The organism is Rothia uropygialis (genome assembly GCF_004137765.1).
GTDB lineage: Bacteria > Actinomycetota > Actinomycetes > Actinomycetales > Micrococcaceae > Rothia.
This window is the reverse complement of record NZ_NOIS01000006.1, coordinates 1-14,425: the sequence shown is the minus strand read 5'-3', so window position 1 is coordinate 14,425 and position 14,425 is coordinate 1. Positions and strand designations below refer to the sequence as shown.

The following is a 14,425-nucleotide window of genomic DNA, read 5'->3' as shown; positions in this document are numbered from 1 at the left end:
GATGCTTAGTCACTCCGGAGACGGCGCGGCCAGGTCCAAGACCTCCGCACCCGGGAGTTCTGCCAATTCCGACCCCGGGACGAGGAGTTTCGACCCTCGAACGCCCCCACCGATCACCACGAGCGGCGATTCTGCGACCCTGCGATCGACCAATATCTTCCAGTCCGCCGGCAATCCGACCGGCGTAATGCCACCTGAGGTCATACCGGTGGCTTCTTCGGTCGAGCTCTGATCTGCGAAAGAAACCTTCCTCGCATCCAGGTGCTTCCGGACCGTCTTGTTGACGTCGGCCCGATCGGTCGCAAGCACGAGCAAGGCGGCGTCGGTCGTTGTTTCACCGCGCTTTCCCCGCACAATCACGCAGTTCGCGGACGCTTCCGGGGCGACGTCGTAGGCATCACAGAATTCGGCGGTATCCGCTAGTTCCTCACTAATCGACGCAACTTCGGCGTGGGGCACGGCCCCGGCGAGGACCGCATCGGCCACGGGCGGCGCCACGAGTTCCAGGGTCTCGACGAGCGAATTCCACTTCAGGTTTCCTTGGGGTGTTGCCATGCGGCCATTCTAAGGAGTCGCCGAATTCAGGACGTCCGCATGAACGAGAAAGAACTTGCGTGACGGTTCTGTTTTATCGCCTCTGCTCGTCGGCCCGGCCCGTGGCAAGCGCGATCGCGTGAGCCCGGTTTCGCGCACCGAGCTTGCTGAACACCGCATTGGTGTAGGACTTGACCGTCCCGACCGTGAGAAAAAGTTCCTGGGCTATCTCCGCGTTGCTCTTCCCGTCGACCATACGGTCGAGCACCTCGGCCTCTCGCGACGTCAGGCTGGGGAAACGATCGCGTGGGCTAGTTCTCGGGGAAAAGGAACCCGCGATTTTCTCGCCGATCTCACGGGCGAAGGTAACCTGCCCGCTCGCGGCTGTGCGGATCGCGGCGGCAACCTCTTGCCTGCTTGCGTCCTTGGTGAGATATCCGCGAGCGCCACTTGCCAGGGCGCCTGCGATCGAGGAGTCGTCGGCGAAAGTCGTCAGCACCAGCACCGCGACCTCCGGGTGCGAGTCCCTCAGGCGCGCGGTCGCGCCGGCCCCATCCATTTCTGGCATACGCAGGTCCATGAGCACGACGTCCGGGTTTTCCTCGTCGACGAGTTCGAGCGCCCGAACCCCGTTCTCTGCCTGCCCGACGACGTCGATGTCCTCGGTCAGTCCGAGAACAGTCACCAGGCCGTCTCTGACGATGGCCTGGTCATCGACCACGAGTACCTTAATCATGGGGAACCTCCACGGTAGCGACGAACGGATTCCCGTCATCGATCATCAGGCGCCCACCGATGGCTTCCGCGCGCTCGCGCACTCCCTGGAGCCCGAATCCGCCCCCTGTTGAGGTCTGGACGCGGAGAGTTCTCGGGGTGGATACGGATAGGCGATAGTGGGCATCGTCGTGAGCCAGGATGACATGAGCCGTCTCTCCCGGCGCATAACGCCTGGCATTGGTCAGGAACTCTTGGAGCCCTCTCGAGAATACTTCGCTGGCCTGCGAGGGCAGGTCCCGGGCCGGTTCAAGATCGACCGTCACGGAACCTCCCATATCGCGGTGCGCTTTGATGCTCGATTCGAGCCCGTGGTCAAGATCGGTCATCGGTTCTCTCAAGGCAGCAACCGCCCGCCTGGCTTCTTCCAGACCCGAGCTCGCCAGGGTTCGTGCTTGGGCTGAACGGGCGATCGCGGCTTCGTATTTTCCCGATTCGAGCTCTGCATTGAGCGCATCGAGTTGGATGGTCAGTCCGCCCAGGCTGTGAGCGAGTACGTCGTGAAGGTCTCGCGCAATCGCTGTCCGTTCCTCGACGGCCGCGCTGCGGGCTCTCTCCTGAGCTGCCGCCAAACGATCCTCCAGGGACGCCCGTTCCGCCGCCTCGACTGCGTCGGATTGTCGACGCAGAAGGCCGAAGAGGAAAACGAGGAGAAGGCCGGCAAGGCACCCTATGCTGCTGACGACGTCGGCTTTGTCCTCCAAGGCTCCGAGGGCGAGACCCAGAATTCCCAGACAGAGCCCGGCCGTCCCACGCCTGATGGGAACCTGCGAGTCCCGCGTCAGCATCAGCGTTCCCGAAATGGCCGGGATGGCGCCAATGACGCTGGTGGCCGGACCGGCGAAGGCTCCGAGGACGATCATGACCCAGGCAAACCAGATGAAAGGTTGGCTTGCCCGTCAGGTCAACGCCGTCTGGACGATCCACAGAGCTATGGCAATGATCCCCAGGCTGGCCGGGAACACCTGGTCGCCTCGTGCTATCTGAAGAACAAGAATGAAAGCCCACGCCGAGCCCATCAGACCTACCGCAACAGTGCGCGCCGGCGGGCTCCGATGGCTCTCTGGGTACATGCTGGGCTCCAATTAGGCGGAAACGCTCTGGGCAACCGTACGACGAGAGAGTATAGCCCCGTTGGCAATGCGGTTTGCGCCGATGACCAGGTAAATTGCCCAGACCGAGGTGACAAGTTCCAGGCCGTGAGCCGCGGCGTACGCCCCGATTCCGACGCGGACAGCCAGCAAACATACCCAAATCAGTAGGCCTGTGCCACCAGGTCGACTTTCGAGCTGAGGTACTTCCCGACCCCTGATAGAGCTCCTCGCGAGCAGTCTGTTCGCGGCCCCCGGGGTGATCGGACGAAAATGAGCGACCCTTGCCTGCAGGACACCTGCCCCGGCACCGACGGTCAGTTCCAGCAGGAAAGCTCCCAGGTCCCCTCCGGTCAGGGGTATGGGATAAAGAGCCAGGTTGAAGACGGCGATGAGCGACAGAATCGCCCCGATTTTCATAGCCCGCCTCGGTTGGAGAGGCTTCCACTGGAATTGTCGGAAAATGATCCAACCGAGAATCAAGACTGCGAGTAAACCGAAGAAGAGGGTATGTGTAGTCATGCCCCTTACTCTCGCCGGGACGGTCCCCCAACCGGCACCACCCCAGGGTAGGAATCAGGGTGGAGAGTTCACACGGAGGGCCATCTCAGGTCAGAGGCCGACAACAGGCGAGTAGTCCGAGGAATCGCCTTCGACGGCGTAGCTCCTGCCGCCGTCGGCACCTTGAGGGATGTCCCCGGCAACCGTGATGCGGTTGAGCTTGCGAGGTGCGCGGTCGTAATTGTCGATCGCATAGTGTTGGGTCGCGCGGTTGTCGAATAGGACGAGCTGATCCGGCTCCCAAGCCACCCGCACAATGTATTCCGGCTTGGTCATATGTCGTTGGAATATGCGCAACAGGTCCAGGGACTCCTCCGCCGTAACACCCAGAATCTTGAGCCGCTGGGCGAAGGCTCCGATGAACAGCCCCTTCTGCCCGGTCAGGGGGTGAATGCGCACGACGGGGTGCACCGCGCGGAATGTCGATGAGACGAATTGGTCCTGATAGCTCCGTTCGGCGTCGGAGGTGACCTTGTCCGGCCGAACGTAATCCGAATCGTTGCTGTGCACGGCCCAGAGGGTGTCCGCGAAGGCCCGCAACTCTTCCGGGAGGCCGTTGTAGGCGGCCACGGAGTTGGTGATGAGCGTTTCACCCCCATAGTCAGGGAGCTTGATGCTTCGAAGAGTGGATGCCTGAGGTGGGTTGACGACAAAGGTGACGTCGGTGTGCCACTTATTGGCCACCGAGGACTCGCTGTCCACGGGAAGGACATTCTTAGAATCCTGCCCTTCGAAACGAACGGTCGGGTGCGCCTTGGTCAATGGGCCGAAGTGGGACGCGAAATGGGCTTGGGCCTCGTCGCTGTGGACTCCAGCATCCTTGAAGACGAGTGCCTTGTGTTCGTTGAGCAGCTCTCTGATGCGGCCGACGACCCCTTCGGAGAGGTCCCCGGAGAGGTCCAGGCCTCGTATCTCGGCACCGGTGTACTGACCGATCTTTCGCACGGAGAACTCGGTCGCGGTATTGGCGTTCGGAGCGGAAGTGGATTCGTTGACGGTCACTGGACTCTCCTTGGGGTGGAACCGCTGGATACGCCGCAATCGACCCTGCACTTCGGATCGTGCGACTTGGTTGGTGACTGACGCTATAACCGCAGGTCAACCCCTACAAGAGATCAGTAACCCGGCGTCAATGCTTCATGTTCCTTCACCCGGCGTAGTGGCCAGTGGGCCCATGTATCAGCCGCACCCGGGTGCCATGGTGCACCAACTGGCCCGGCAAACGTGACCATTGTGGCCTCTTGAGGGAAGGGGGGAGACTCAACCTTCATCGTCGCCTCTGAGAATCATGGATTGTCCGGATGAATCGGCACTTTTGGCTCGGACACATCGCGCACATGTAATGTACGTCACTTTGCTCTACACTGAGGTTGCGGCCGCTGAATGGCCATCCACCTATCGCCCGTTTTCACCTGGAGGAGCCATCATGCCGTTCGAAGAAGGTCTACGAGAACTCGCCACCAAACTGCGTGCCCAACAGGGCTCCATCCAGACCGAAGAGGCAACGAAAAATGCCTTCATCATGCCGTTCATCTCTCAGGTATTGGGGTATGACATCTTCAATCCTCTCGAGGTTGTTCCCGAGTACACGGCGGATCACGGCACCAAGAAGGGTGAGAAAGTCGACTACGCGATCATGAAGGACTCCGAAGTCCAGATTTTGATCGAATGCAAGCGGCTCGGCGATCCACTGAGCCTCAATCATGCGTCTCAGCTCTACCGCTACTTCTCGGTGACGAATGCCCGCATCGGTGTACTGACGAACGGCAGGGTATTCAATTTCTTCACGGACCTTGACTCACCAAACATCATGGACCGGCAGCCTTTCCTCGTGCTTGATCTCCTGAACATCGACGAGAGCATGTTGCCCGCTCTCAGAAAAATCACGAAAGAGACCTTCAACTTGACCTCGGTGCTCAATTCGGCGGAGGAACTGAAGTACGTTGGCGCATTGAAACGGGAGCTTGCTACCGAGTTCAGAGAGCCAAGCCCCGAACTGGTGCGTCTCCTGATGGGTCGAGTCTCGGAGCGACGGGGAACGGCGGACAACCTGAAGCTCTTTTCCGGTTTGGTTTCCAAAGCCACCAAACAATTCCTGAAGGAAATGGTCAACGAGCGGTTATCAGTTGCCCTGGGGGACAGTGAAAACCCGGAACCACAGGACCTGCCGGCCGCAGACACTCCTTCGGAGACGGAGGAAGAACCGACGGAAGGAGACCAGGCCAAGAAGACCGGCATCGTCACAACCGAGGAAGAGCTGACGGGCTATCAGATCGTCAAGGCGATAGCTTGCAGCGAGGTAAAGCCCCACCGGATCACCCATCGCGACAGCAAAACATACTTTGCAATCCTGCTCGACGACAACAATCGCCGCCCAGTTGCGCGCCTTCATTTCAACGGCAAATCGAGAAAGTACCTGGGCATTTTCGACGAAAACAAGGTCGAGACTCGCGTACTCATCGAAAACATCGAGGACATCTATGACCACGCCGAGCACATCCGGCAACACGTCAGGCGCTTCGCCGAGCTTTAGGACCAATCGCACAAGTTAGGGGAAATCCCGGGCATTGCGGCACGGACACACATGCGGGACGGCCCGGTTCTGTGCGCGATTCGAACTTTCATGCGCCATCCGCCCTGCGAGCTGGGTAACGTGAATCGCGGTACATCGTGGTCACGAGAGATCGGAGCGTTATGAGTCTGGTAGGCGAGTCCTACGTCGTCGGATTGATCGGAAGCGGTATCACCGCGACCCTCAGCGCACCGATGCACGAGGAGGCTGCGGACCGGCTCGGACTGCGGTACATTTACCGCCCCATCGACCTGGACACCATCACTGACGGCGTCGAGCGTGCACCCGAGCTGATGAAAACGGCCGCCGAGCTCGGCTTCAGCGCCTTCAACGTCACCTTCCCGTGCAAACAGTCCATCATCACACACCTGGACGGCCTTGCGAGCGACGCCGAGCGGCTGGGTGCCGTGAATACGGTGGTCGTGGAAGACGGGCGCTTGATCGGCCACAATACCGACTTTTCCGGATTCGCGAGCGCCTTGGACGAAGGCCTCCCCGGTGCTTCGCTGGATGCCGTCGTCCAACTCGGAACCGGCGGTGCGGGTTCCGCGACCGCCTACGCCCTGCTCTCACGCGGGGTTCGGCACCTGTCCCTGTTCGACGTCGACCACGGGCGGGCCGAGGACAGAGCCGCCGAACTGTCCGGGCAGTTCCCGGAAGCGACCGTTTCAGCGCTCAGGAGCGAGGATCTGCCTCAAGCGATCGGCGCGGCCTCGGGACTGGTCAATGCCACGCCCATTGGGATGCACCATCATCCGGGGGCTCCGCTTGACCTCGGCCTCATCCGCCCCGACCTGTGGGTCGCGGATGTCATCTACCTTCCGCAGGAAACCGCGCTGATTCACCATGCGCGTGAGCTCGGGTGTCGAGTTCTGCCTGGAGGGTACATGGCGGTCGGACAGGCCGTCGATGCTTTCGAACTCATCACCGGGTTACGGCCCGAATACGCGCCCATGCGAACCCATTTCGAACGGCTTGTCGCCGCCCAACAAGGAGAATCGCTGTGAAAACGTCGATCGCCACCGTCTGCCTGTCAGGTTCATTGCGGCAGAAGATGCGCGCCGCCGCGGCCGCCGGGTTCGACGGCATCGAGGTCTTCGAACAAGACCTCGTCGTAGCGCCGGAAACCCCGGAATACATTCGCGAGTACGCAGCCGAGCTCGGACTCTCCTTGGACCTCTACCAACCGTTCAGGGACGCCGAGGGCACCACGGAAGAAATGTTCCAGGGCACTCTCCGGCGCATCGAGGACAAGTTCCGGCTGATGAGGCGCTTGGGCATGGATTTGATGCTCATCCCTTCCAATGCGGGGACCGCCACGGTCGACGACGACTCCATCACAGCATCACAATTGGCCCGCCTCGCGGATCTCGCCGCAACCTATGGCATCCGCCTCGCCTACGAAGCCCTGGCCTGGGGCAGATACGTCAACGACTTCGAGCACTCATGGCGTCTCGTCGAAGCCGCCGACCGGGAAAATCTCGGCATTTGTTTGGATACGTTCCACATCTTGTCCCGTGAATGGCCCACAGACTCCATCCCGGAGATCCCCGGGGAGAAGGTTTTCTTCGTCCAGCTCGCGGACGCTCCGCTGATGTCCCTGGACGTGCTCTCCTGGTCCCGTCACTTCCGGGTTTTCCCTGGCGAAGGTGGATTCGACCTCGTGGATTTCATGATCAAGCTCCTGGCCGGCGGGTACTCCGGCCCATTGTCGCTGGAAATCTTCAACGATTCCTTCCGCCAAACACGTGTGTACCGCACGGCCGTCGATGCCCTGCGCTCGTTGGTCTGGCTCCAGGACCAGACGGCGCGGGCGCTGGACGGCTCCACGGGGTCGAATGCGGCAATCACCCGAGCGGCAGCCCGTGTCGGAGAGTTGACCAGGCTCCCGGGCGCCATTGTTCCGCAGGGCATCACTTGGGCAGAGGTTCGCGGTCAGGAAACGGAGCAGGTCGAAGTGCTCCTATCGCACCTAGGATTCACCCACCGGGGACGGCACTCGAGCAAACCCGTGCAGCTGTGGGAGCAGGGCCATGCCCGCATCGTGATCAACGAGGAACCCAGCGCGATGGACGTGCCCAATATGGCGTCATTGGGCTTTGAGGTCCAGCACGACTCGGCCGCCGCGGCTCACGCATCCGCTTTGAAAGTCCCTGAGGTTCCTCGGGTGACCCGCGAGGGCGAACAACCGTTCCCGGCTTATCTGGCACCGGACGGAACCGAGATCTTCTTCTGCCCGCCGCAGTCGGACGGCGGCGATCGTTGGCTCAACGAATTCTCCTGGCCGGACCGTCTCGACGTTGCTGCTTCCCACCGAAAGAATTTGACGGAGGATGGGAGTACGCCGCTGATCACGGGCATCGATCACGTGAACCTGGCCCAGCCCAAGCACCACTACCCGGAATCCGTGTTGTTCTACCGGGCCGCGCTGGGGCTCGCCGTCCAGCCGTCGCAGGATGTTCCGGGCCCCACGGGACTGGTCAGCTCGCAGGTTGTCAGGAACGATGCCGGAACCGTGCGCTTGCCGTTGAACGTGGCCCCGGATCTGGGAAACGAACCCGAGATCGAGCATGTTGCATTCGCCTGCTCGGACGTCGTCGAACTGGCCCGCCGGGCCCAAGCGTCCGGGTTGCGTTTCCTCCCGATCCCCCAGAACTACTACGAGGATCTGCGAGCGCGATTCGGCCTTTCCGAGGAGAAGATCCAGGAGCTTGCCGCCCTCAACCTGCTGTACGACCGGGACGGCCAGGGCGAATTCCTCCACTTCTACACGCAGACAGTCGGCAGCCTGTTCTTCGAGGTCGTCCAGCGGTTGGAAGGGTATTCAGGCTATGGCGCACCCAATGCGCCGGTGCGTATGGCAAGCCAATACACTCACTCGCTCTTTTCGCGCTAGGAGCCAGTGACCCCTCACCCCCCGGGGTGGACTCTCTGTCCGAAAGGGGCGGCCGCATGTTTGCGTCTACGACGGAAAGCTTTGTAGGGGTCTTGTCACGGAGCGCCCTGGGTGTAGCGGGCCTTATCGTGCGGGATTGTTGTTGTGCACCAGCCATTGGTGGTCTGAGAGGGATCTCTCCTGGCTAAATTAGAGTCACAAAATTTACGAATTATTGGATCAGGCCAGGGTAGGAACCGGTATGTCACCTCCCTGGGGTAACCGCTACCGGGCAGTCATAGGCAGTTTCGCTAGGCATTTGCTGTCAAGGCTGGGGCTATTCAGCGAAGCCCTTGAGATTCTCCTATGCTCGTCAGAATCCGCTGTAGGCGATGGCCTTATGGGCGACGCAGATGGGTTGTTCTATCGACATCAGTAACGTGCTGCATGATCGACCGTTCTTTGACCACTGTGGATTCGATGTAGTACGGGAACAACGGGCAAATATAGGTGGTGTTGGGCTCGTTAACTTCAGGATGAAGAGGACTCGCATTGGGTGAGTATTTGATCCCGGTAGACGGCCCTCCGCTAGGGCACTAGCTAGGGCTCCTAACTAGCCTGAGCCTCCGCTGATTTTTGTGACTGTCCGATTCCCATAAATCCTGCCCGGATAAAACTCCGGTCAAGGTACCTGTTCGGAAAACCTGCAAGCCCTCCTTCTCCCGTCGGGATGCGACTCCCAGTAACCCAAGACTGAATGCTTGCTGCGCTGAGCACCTGGCAAAAACCAAAGGTCGGGAATGCTGGACCGATCGGTCCTGAATGTGTACAGTGAACTTATTGGACCGATCGGTCCTGAAGTGTGAAGTCTCGTTGTCGGGATGCCTTGGCAAGCATCACCGGGCTTCTGAGGTTGGGAATGGAGGATTTGGGAGACGTGGCGCGTAAACCGGATTTCGATCGGGCCAAGGTTCTTGGCAGAGCGATGAGCGCTTTCTGGGAACACGGTTACGAGGGCACATCATTGACCCATCTACTAGCCACGACGGGGCTGAGTAAAAGCAGTCTGTACGCGGCGTTCGGTGACAAGCACAAGATCTTCCTTGAGTCTTACGATCTTTACCGCAAGCAGCAGGCAGCAAACCTGTACACCACGCTGGACAGCCGACCGGCACCGGAAGGGATTAGAACGTTCTTCGAACACATCATCACCGGCGGAGCCGATCAGTTGCAGCGTTTCGGGTGCATGAGCACCAACCAAGCCGCGGAGCTCGGCGCTCAGGACGGGGATGTTCGCGCACGAGTCGCTGAAGACTACCAGCTTCTTGAAAACGCCTTCACCGCTCATTTGCTCAACGGGCAGAAGAACGGCACAGTCCCCCAGACCGCTAACGTCAGTGCAGCGGCCAGCGCCCTTGTCACGGCATTCTCGGGATTCCAGTTAACGGTCCGGGCCGACATGGACCGCACCCGGCTCCGGCGGTCATTGGACTACTTACTGAGCCCGTTGACCATCTCATCGGAGCATTCGGTGGCAGCAGCCAACAGCAAGGAGGCCTGACTATCATGGCAACACTGCACGGAACTGAACTCGCTGGGCGCGACACCTTGGTTCTCGGAGGCACGGGCAACGTCGGATTCTTCGTGGTCGATGGATTCCTTCGTGCTGGTGCCCGTGTCATCGTGCCTTCCCGGTCGCCGGAAAAGATCAATCGCCTGAAGGCCCGCTTGAGTCATGAGGGTAGTCAGCACGTAGTTGCGGTGCCAGGAAATGTCGGAACCCCTAAAGGTGCTGAATCCCTCGGCGCCATGGTGGGCGGCCTTTCAGACGGGCTTGCCGCTGTCGCCGCTTCCACGTCGGGGTGGCATCAGAACCCGTCGATGATGAAGGCAGGATTCGCTGACTTCCAGCACGTTATTGAAGCGAGTCTGTATCCGCATTATTTGGCGGCCGAGACGTTCTTGCCCTTGATCGAATCTGATGGTTCATACACGGCGATCAACGGCCCCGCAGGCTTTGTCCATTCTCCATTCCCGGGTACCGGAGCGATCTCTACCGCCGCCGCCGCACAGGCCATGCTCATCCAGGCCTTTGCCCGGGAGACTGAGGGGCACCCTCGCGTCAACGACGTAGTGATGCACGCGTACATGGGTCCGGAGGGCGCTCGGCGAGGATCTCCCCTGGAGGGGGAACAGGTCGGCGACTTCATCGCAGCGGTGGCTTCCCCGCTGGGCAGAAACGTCCACGCGCAAACACTCCATGTGAAACATGGACACCAAGTTGATGACGCTCTCCATGGCTCTTTTGCTACCGAGGGCACCAACCGCTGAGGAGATTCACTATGACCAAGAAAACTGTTCTGCTGATCGGCGCAACTGGCTCTTTGGGCGACCTGATCGCCCACGAGCTCCGGGAGCGCGGGGCAGCCTTGCGACTACTGGTCCGCGCCAGAAGCCGCTCCAAACTCTCCCCTGAGATAGCCGAATATGCTGAGTCGATTGTCGAAGATGACCCCAGCGTCTTTGAGGGCGTCGATACAGTGGTTTCGGCTGTACAGGGCGCGGACGAGACCCTCGTCAATCAGCAATTGAGATGGTTGCTTGCCGCCCGCCAGGCAGGGGTTCGACGTTTCATCCCGTCCGATTTCAGTATGAATTTCTTCGGCCTCGATGATGGCGAGAATATCCACTCCGACTTCCGTCGCGAGTTCGCCCGGCAGGCAGATGAGAATAAGGGCGATGTCGAAATGGTCCATGTACTCAATGGCGGTTTCCTAGACCGTGGTGTGTTGTTCGGGTTCCTCGGCGCCGTTGATCTGGACAAAAGTGAGGCCTATCTGTGGGGTGAGGGTAACCATGCGATGGAATTCACGACCTTCGCCGATACCGCTGCCTACACCGCCGTGGCCGCTCTCGACGACCGCCCCGTCCCGGAACACCTCTACGTCGCCGGCGACCGGCTCAACTTCCACGAGCTGGTTGCGGAAATAGAAGCTGGCTTGGGCAGAGAGATCACCGTTATCAACAACGGATCTCTTGACGACCTCTCGGCGGAAATTGACCAGCTCACCGCGAATGAGGATACGCGCATGTCCGCAGTGCCACTCATGTACTGGCGCGCCATGATCAGTGGCAAGGGCGGAGCCGGCGAACTACAGAACTCCAGGTATCCGGAGATCACACCCGAAACCGTCCGAGAGTACTGCGCGGAGATCGCCAATGGCACCGCACAGAGTCCTTACATGAATTGAGAAGGCCAACCAGAAAAGGAGAACACTATGACTTCTACAGGAACCATCGCCGTCTACGGAGCTACCGGGAACCAGGGTGGGGCTGTCCTCGATGCGCTTCTGGCGCAGGGAGCTTCAGTACGCGCCCTGGTCCGTGACCCCTCGTCCGAAAGGGCCCGGGGCCTAGCTCGGCGTGGGGCCGAGATCGTTCACGCGAATGCCGACGAACCCGCTTCGCTGGTTCCCGCATTCGAGGGTGTGGCAGGACTGTACTTCATGACAGCACCTCCCGGCGGTATGGAAACTGAGGATACCGAGGGTGAAACCCGTCAGGGTATTGCACTGGCCGAGGCCGCGAAGCAGGCAGACGTGCCGCACGTCGTCTTCAGCTCTGTTGGCGGGGCCGAACGCCAGACCGGAATCCCTCATTTCGAGTCGAAACGCCGAGTTGAGGAACACCTTGAAAGCCTGGGGGTGCCGGTGACATTTATCCGACCGGCGTTCTTCATGGAAAATCTACTGGGGATGGGACCCTCACTGGAGAATGATGAAATCGTTGTCCGGCTGCCTCTACCCGACGGGATCCCCCTGCAGATGGTTGCGGTCAAGGACATCGGTGTAGTTGCAGCAACCGCCCTGCTCGATCCGCAAAGCATCCCAGGCGGTGCGATCGAGATCGCCGGTGATGAACTGACCGGATCGCAGATTGCCCAAGCATTTGCTGATTACACGGGCAAGTCAGCACGGTACGAGGCGCTGCCGATCAAGGTCCTCGACGAGTCGTACGACATGCAGTCGATGTTCCGTTGGTTCGCTGAGACCTCTGCTTACCAGGCAGATCTCGAGCAGGTGAAGTCCATCGACCCCGAGGTCCTGGATCTGCCTGGGTGGTTGAAGGCCACCGAATACCAGCCCACAACCTGAGCCTCGGTCGCTCTGGAATCTGCATGATGGTGTGTCGGTCGAGACAATCCGATCGGCCGACCCACCACCTGCATAGCGCCCCGGCCATCGCATGACGCACCAGTATTAATGTTGGTGGTGAGCCAGAGCCCTCGGGGCGTTCTCGGGCATGTTCGGGCACGCGCAGACATCCACATGAGAGAACCATCCACGGGGGTTGGATGATTTATTCGGCGCAAGGTGCATAACCAGTCGTATAAGTGATGAGATTTAAGCGTGCTGCTTGGATACGTCCGAGTGTCCAAAGCTGATGGATCTCACCGGCAAGGCGCCTCCTCCGTGAAGTGCTGACCCTGATTAACATGTTCCATTGCCCGGTAGAGGTCTTCGTCTTCGGGTGCTGGAGGCAGCGAGTCATCGGCGGGGGCTTTAAAGGCTTGAAGCATGTAGCTTACAAGGCGACGCCATGCCTCAGGCGCGTGACTTCTGGTGGCTTGGATTACGCCGGCATTGGCCATGAGAAGGAGGACCAGGTCCTTGTCGGAGAAATCTGGCCGGAGCTTTCCACTGGCCTTAGCCCGCGAGATCAGTTCAGAAAACCCTCGATAGGCGCGTGCGCGTTCGGTCTCCAATGACTTCGCCGTGGGAAATGTCATCGTCAGCACATACGTGAACCCATGGTCTGCGGCCTGCATTTCACAGACTTTCTCAATGTAGGTGCAGAAGCCGTGCCAGGCATCGGGATCAGCCTTCGCTTGTTCGATGGCATCAGCATAGGCCGTCATCTTCTCTGCAAATGTGGCAGCGATGAGATCCTCACGCGTGCGAAACCGACGATACAACGTGGCGATACCCACACCTGCTCGCTTGGCCAGTTGTGTCATAGAGGCATCGAGGCCTTGTTCAGCAAACACTCTTCGGGCGGTAGCAATGATCAGCTCGCGATTGCGTTCGGCATCAACACGTAGAGCTCGATTGCAAGCGTCTTCCGGTGAATGCTCGTTTGGTGTCATGACACCACCGTAACCCAAACGGAATAACCCCTCCACTTGTTCTGCTACGCTGAGCGTATCAAGTGGAGGACCTCCTCCGAATTGGAGCAATCACCGAATGAATATCACTGTTTTCGGCGCGACTGGCGCAATCGGTCGTCTGACCGTCATCGACCTCCTTAACCGCGGCGACACGGTCACCATCCATGCCCGCAACCCCGATAAGATCCCCACAGACTGGGAAGGTCGAGTTAAGGTCGTCATTGGCGAAGTCACAGATCCGACCTCCATCGACAAAGCCATTGTCGATGCCGAAGCCGTCGTCAGTGCTCTCGGTCCCAGCATGGATAAGAAGACCACCGGTCTTCCTCTCGTTGAGGGAGTTCGATTGATCACCGAGGCCATGCGTCGCCATGGCATCCGCCGCTACATCGGCCACGGAACACCCAGCATCGCAGACCCTCAAGAGAAGCAAACCCTGCAAACGCGACTCATTCGCTTCATGGGAAGCCATTTCCTGCCACGTGCGTACAAGGAGCTAGTGGGAATGAGTGAGCTGATCATGGTCGACGATCTCGACTGGACCATCGTCCGCTTTACCGCACCTAAGAACGGTGAAGGCACGGGCAGGCTTCGTGTTGGGTTCTACGGAGCGAACAGAATCGGATTCGCCGTCACTCGCGCCGATATCGCGCACTTCACGGCCGAGCAGGCACATTCCGATACCTATGTGAACCGGGCTCCAGCCATCAGTAGCTAACGGGACACTCTTCAAGAACCTCTTCAGAAAGAATCAAACATTGAACATCATCCGAGGTAGCCCCCTCCACCGAGCTGCGCAAATGGTACGGGCACGATCCGGACAAGTTCGACGAATTCTGCCGCCGCTACCG

Annotated in this window: 15 protein-coding genes and 1 pseudogene; 9 read left to right on the top strand and 7 right to left on the bottom strand. The window is 59.8% G+C overall.

Going from position 1 to position 14,425, the window contains the following annotated elements:
- Window positions 1–9 precede the first annotated feature (9 nt).
- The 6 genes from EWV35_RS12835 to EWV35_RS12815 all read right to left on the bottom strand — a co-directional run bounded on the left by EWV35_RS12835 (window position 10) and on the right by EWV35_RS12815 (window position 3,962).
- The gene (locus EWV35_RS12835) at window positions 10–555 is read right to left on the bottom strand and encodes a YbaK/EbsC family protein (protein ID WP_129662410.1); all 546 of its coding nucleotides are present in this window, start codon (window positions 553–555) and stop codon (window positions 10–12) included.
- A 73-nt stretch (window positions 556–628) separates the two neighbouring features.
- Window positions 629–1,270 (bottom strand): response regulator transcription factor, encoded by a 642-nt coding sequence (locus EWV35_RS12830; RefSeq protein WP_129662409.1) that lies wholly within the window; start codon window positions 1,268–1,270, stop codon window positions 629–631.
- Window positions 1,263–2,171 carry a sensor histidine kinase gene (locus tag EWV35_RS12825; RefSeq protein WP_129662408.1) on the bottom strand — a complete coding sequence of 303 codons (909 nt, stop codon included), beginning with the start codon at window positions 2,169–2,171 and terminating at the stop codon, window positions 1,263–1,265. The genes EWV35_RS12830 and EWV35_RS12825 overlap by 8 nt, the downstream gene beginning before the upstream one ends.
- 36 nt (window positions 2,172–2,207) lie before the next feature.
- Window positions 2,208–2,381 (bottom strand): hypothetical protein, encoded by a 174-nt coding sequence (locus EWV35_RS13235; RefSeq protein ID WP_165168581.1) that lies wholly within the window; start codon window positions 2,379–2,381, stop codon window positions 2,208–2,210.
- A 12-nt stretch (window positions 2,382–2,393) separates the two neighbouring features.
- Complete coding sequence (locus EWV35_RS12820; protein WP_129662407.1) at window positions 2,394–2,921, bottom strand: hypothetical protein; 528 nt, start codon at window positions 2,919–2,921, stop codon at window positions 2,394–2,396.
- A gap of 90 nt (window positions 2,922–3,011) precedes the next feature.
- Complete coding sequence (locus tag EWV35_RS12815; protein ID WP_394342451.1) at window positions 3,012–3,962, bottom strand: TauD/TfdA dioxygenase family protein; 951 nt, start codon at window positions 3,960–3,962, stop codon at window positions 3,012–3,014.
- A gap of 424 nt (window positions 3,963–4,386) precedes the next feature.
- On the opposite strand from EWV35_RS12815, the gene EWV35_RS12810 reads away from it, so the two are divergent.
- The 7 genes from EWV35_RS12810 (at window position 4,387) to EWV35_RS12780 (ending at window position 12,561) form a co-directional block, all read left to right on the top strand.
- The gene (locus EWV35_RS12810) at window positions 4,387–5,493 is read left to right on the top strand and encodes a type I restriction endonuclease (RefSeq protein WP_129662406.1); all 1,107 of its coding nucleotides are present in this window, start codon (window positions 4,387–4,389) and stop codon (window positions 5,491–5,493) included.
- 161 nt (window positions 5,494–5,654) lie between these two features.
- Window positions 5,655–6,539 (top strand): shikimate dehydrogenase, encoded by an 885-nt coding sequence (locus EWV35_RS12805; protein ID WP_129662405.1) that lies wholly within the window; start codon window positions 5,655–5,657, stop codon window positions 6,537–6,539.
- Window positions 6,536–8,428, top strand: coding sequence for a bifunctional sugar phosphate isomerase/epimerase/4-hydroxyphenylpyruvate dioxygenase family protein (locus EWV35_RS12800; protein ID WP_129662404.1), 1,893 nt, complete (start codon window positions 6,536–6,538; stop codon window positions 8,426–8,428). Before EWV35_RS12805 ends, EWV35_RS12800 begins: the two co-directional genes overlap by 4 nt.
- Before the next feature lie 916 nt (window positions 8,429–9,344).
- Window positions 9,345–9,968, top strand: coding sequence for a TetR/AcrR family transcriptional regulator (locus EWV35_RS12795; RefSeq protein WP_165168579.1), 624 nt, complete (start codon window positions 9,345–9,347; stop codon window positions 9,966–9,968).
- A 5-nt stretch (window positions 9,969–9,973) separates the two neighbouring features.
- Window positions 9,974–10,738, top strand: coding sequence for an SDR family NAD(P)-dependent oxidoreductase (locus tag EWV35_RS12790; protein WP_129662402.1), 765 nt, complete (start codon window positions 9,974–9,976; stop codon window positions 10,736–10,738).
- 11 nt (window positions 10,739–10,749) lie between these two features.
- The gene (locus EWV35_RS12785) at window positions 10,750–11,658 is read left to right on the top strand and encodes an NmrA family NAD(P)-binding protein (RefSeq protein ID WP_129662401.1); all 909 of its coding nucleotides are present in this window, start codon (window positions 10,750–10,752) and stop codon (window positions 11,656–11,658) included.
- 27 nt (window positions 11,659–11,685) lie between these two features.
- The gene (locus EWV35_RS12780; protein WP_129662400.1) at window positions 11,686–12,561 is read left to right on the top strand and encodes an NmrA/HSCARG family protein; all 876 of its coding nucleotides are present in this window, start codon (window positions 11,686–11,688) and stop codon (window positions 12,559–12,561) included.
- A 296-nt stretch (window positions 12,562–12,857) separates the two neighbouring features.
- On the opposite strand, the gene EWV35_RS12775 is transcribed toward EWV35_RS12780, so the two are convergent.
- Complete coding sequence (locus EWV35_RS12775) at window positions 12,858–13,553, bottom strand: TetR/AcrR family transcriptional regulator (protein ID WP_129662399.1); 696 nt, start codon at window positions 13,551–13,553, stop codon at window positions 12,858–12,860.
- A 97-nt stretch (window positions 13,554–13,650) separates the two neighbouring features.
- Here EWV35_RS12775 and EWV35_RS12770 point away from each other — a divergent pair, with 97 nt between their 5' ends.
- Window positions 13,651–14,292, top strand: a complete 642-nt coding sequence (locus EWV35_RS12770) for an NAD(P)-dependent oxidoreductase (RefSeq protein ID WP_129662398.1) — start codon at window positions 13,651–13,653, stop codon at window positions 14,290–14,292.
- A 62-nt stretch (window positions 14,293–14,354) separates the two neighbouring features.
- Window positions 14,355–14,425, top strand: a pseudogene (locus EWV35_RS12765) (DUF488 family protein); the annotation flags it as partial.

Bases quoted from the DNA above. Each gene is read 5' to 3' on its own strand.
- EWV35_RS12835 (WP_129662410.1), bottom strand. From the start codon at position 555: ATGGCAACACCCCAAGGAAACCTGAAGTGGAATTCGCTCGTCGAGACC.
- EWV35_RS12830 (WP_129662409.1), bottom strand. From the start codon at position 1,270: ATGATTAAGGTACTCGTGGTCGATGACCAGGCCATCGTCAGAGACGGC.
- EWV35_RS12825 (WP_129662408.1), bottom strand. From the start codon at position 2,171: ATGATCGTCCTCGGAGCCTTCGCCGGTCCGGCCACCAGCGTCATTGGC.
- EWV35_RS13235 (WP_165168581.1), bottom strand. From the start codon at position 2,381: ATGTACCCAGAGAGCCATCGGAGCCCGCCGGCGCGCACTGTTGCGGTA.
- EWV35_RS12820 (WP_129662407.1), bottom strand. From the start codon at position 2,921: ATGACTACACATACCCTCTTCTTCGGTTTACTCGCAGTCTTGATTCTC.
- EWV35_RS12810 (WP_129662406.1), top strand. From the start codon at position 4,387: ATGCCGTTCGAAGAAGGTCTACGAGAACTCGCCACCAAACTGCGTGCC.
- EWV35_RS12805 (WP_129662405.1), top strand. From the start codon at position 5,655: ATGAGTCTGGTAGGCGAGTCCTACGTCGTCGGATTGATCGGAAGCGGT.
- EWV35_RS12790 (WP_129662402.1), top strand. From the start codon at position 9,974: ATGGCAACACTGCACGGAACTGAACTCGCTGGGCGCGACACCTTGGTT.
- EWV35_RS12785 (WP_129662401.1), top strand. From the start codon at position 10,750: ATGACCAAGAAAACTGTTCTGCTGATCGGCGCAACTGGCTCTTTGGGC.
- EWV35_RS12780 (WP_129662400.1), top strand. From the start codon at position 11,686: ATGACTTCTACAGGAACCATCGCCGTCTACGGAGCTACCGGGAACCAG.
- EWV35_RS12775 (WP_129662399.1), bottom strand. From the start codon at position 13,553: ATGACACCAAACGAGCATTCACCGGAAGACGCTTGCAATCGAGCTCTA.
- EWV35_RS12770 (WP_129662398.1), top strand. From the start codon at position 13,651: ATGAATATCACTGTTTTCGGCGCGACTGGCGCAATCGGTCGTCTGACC.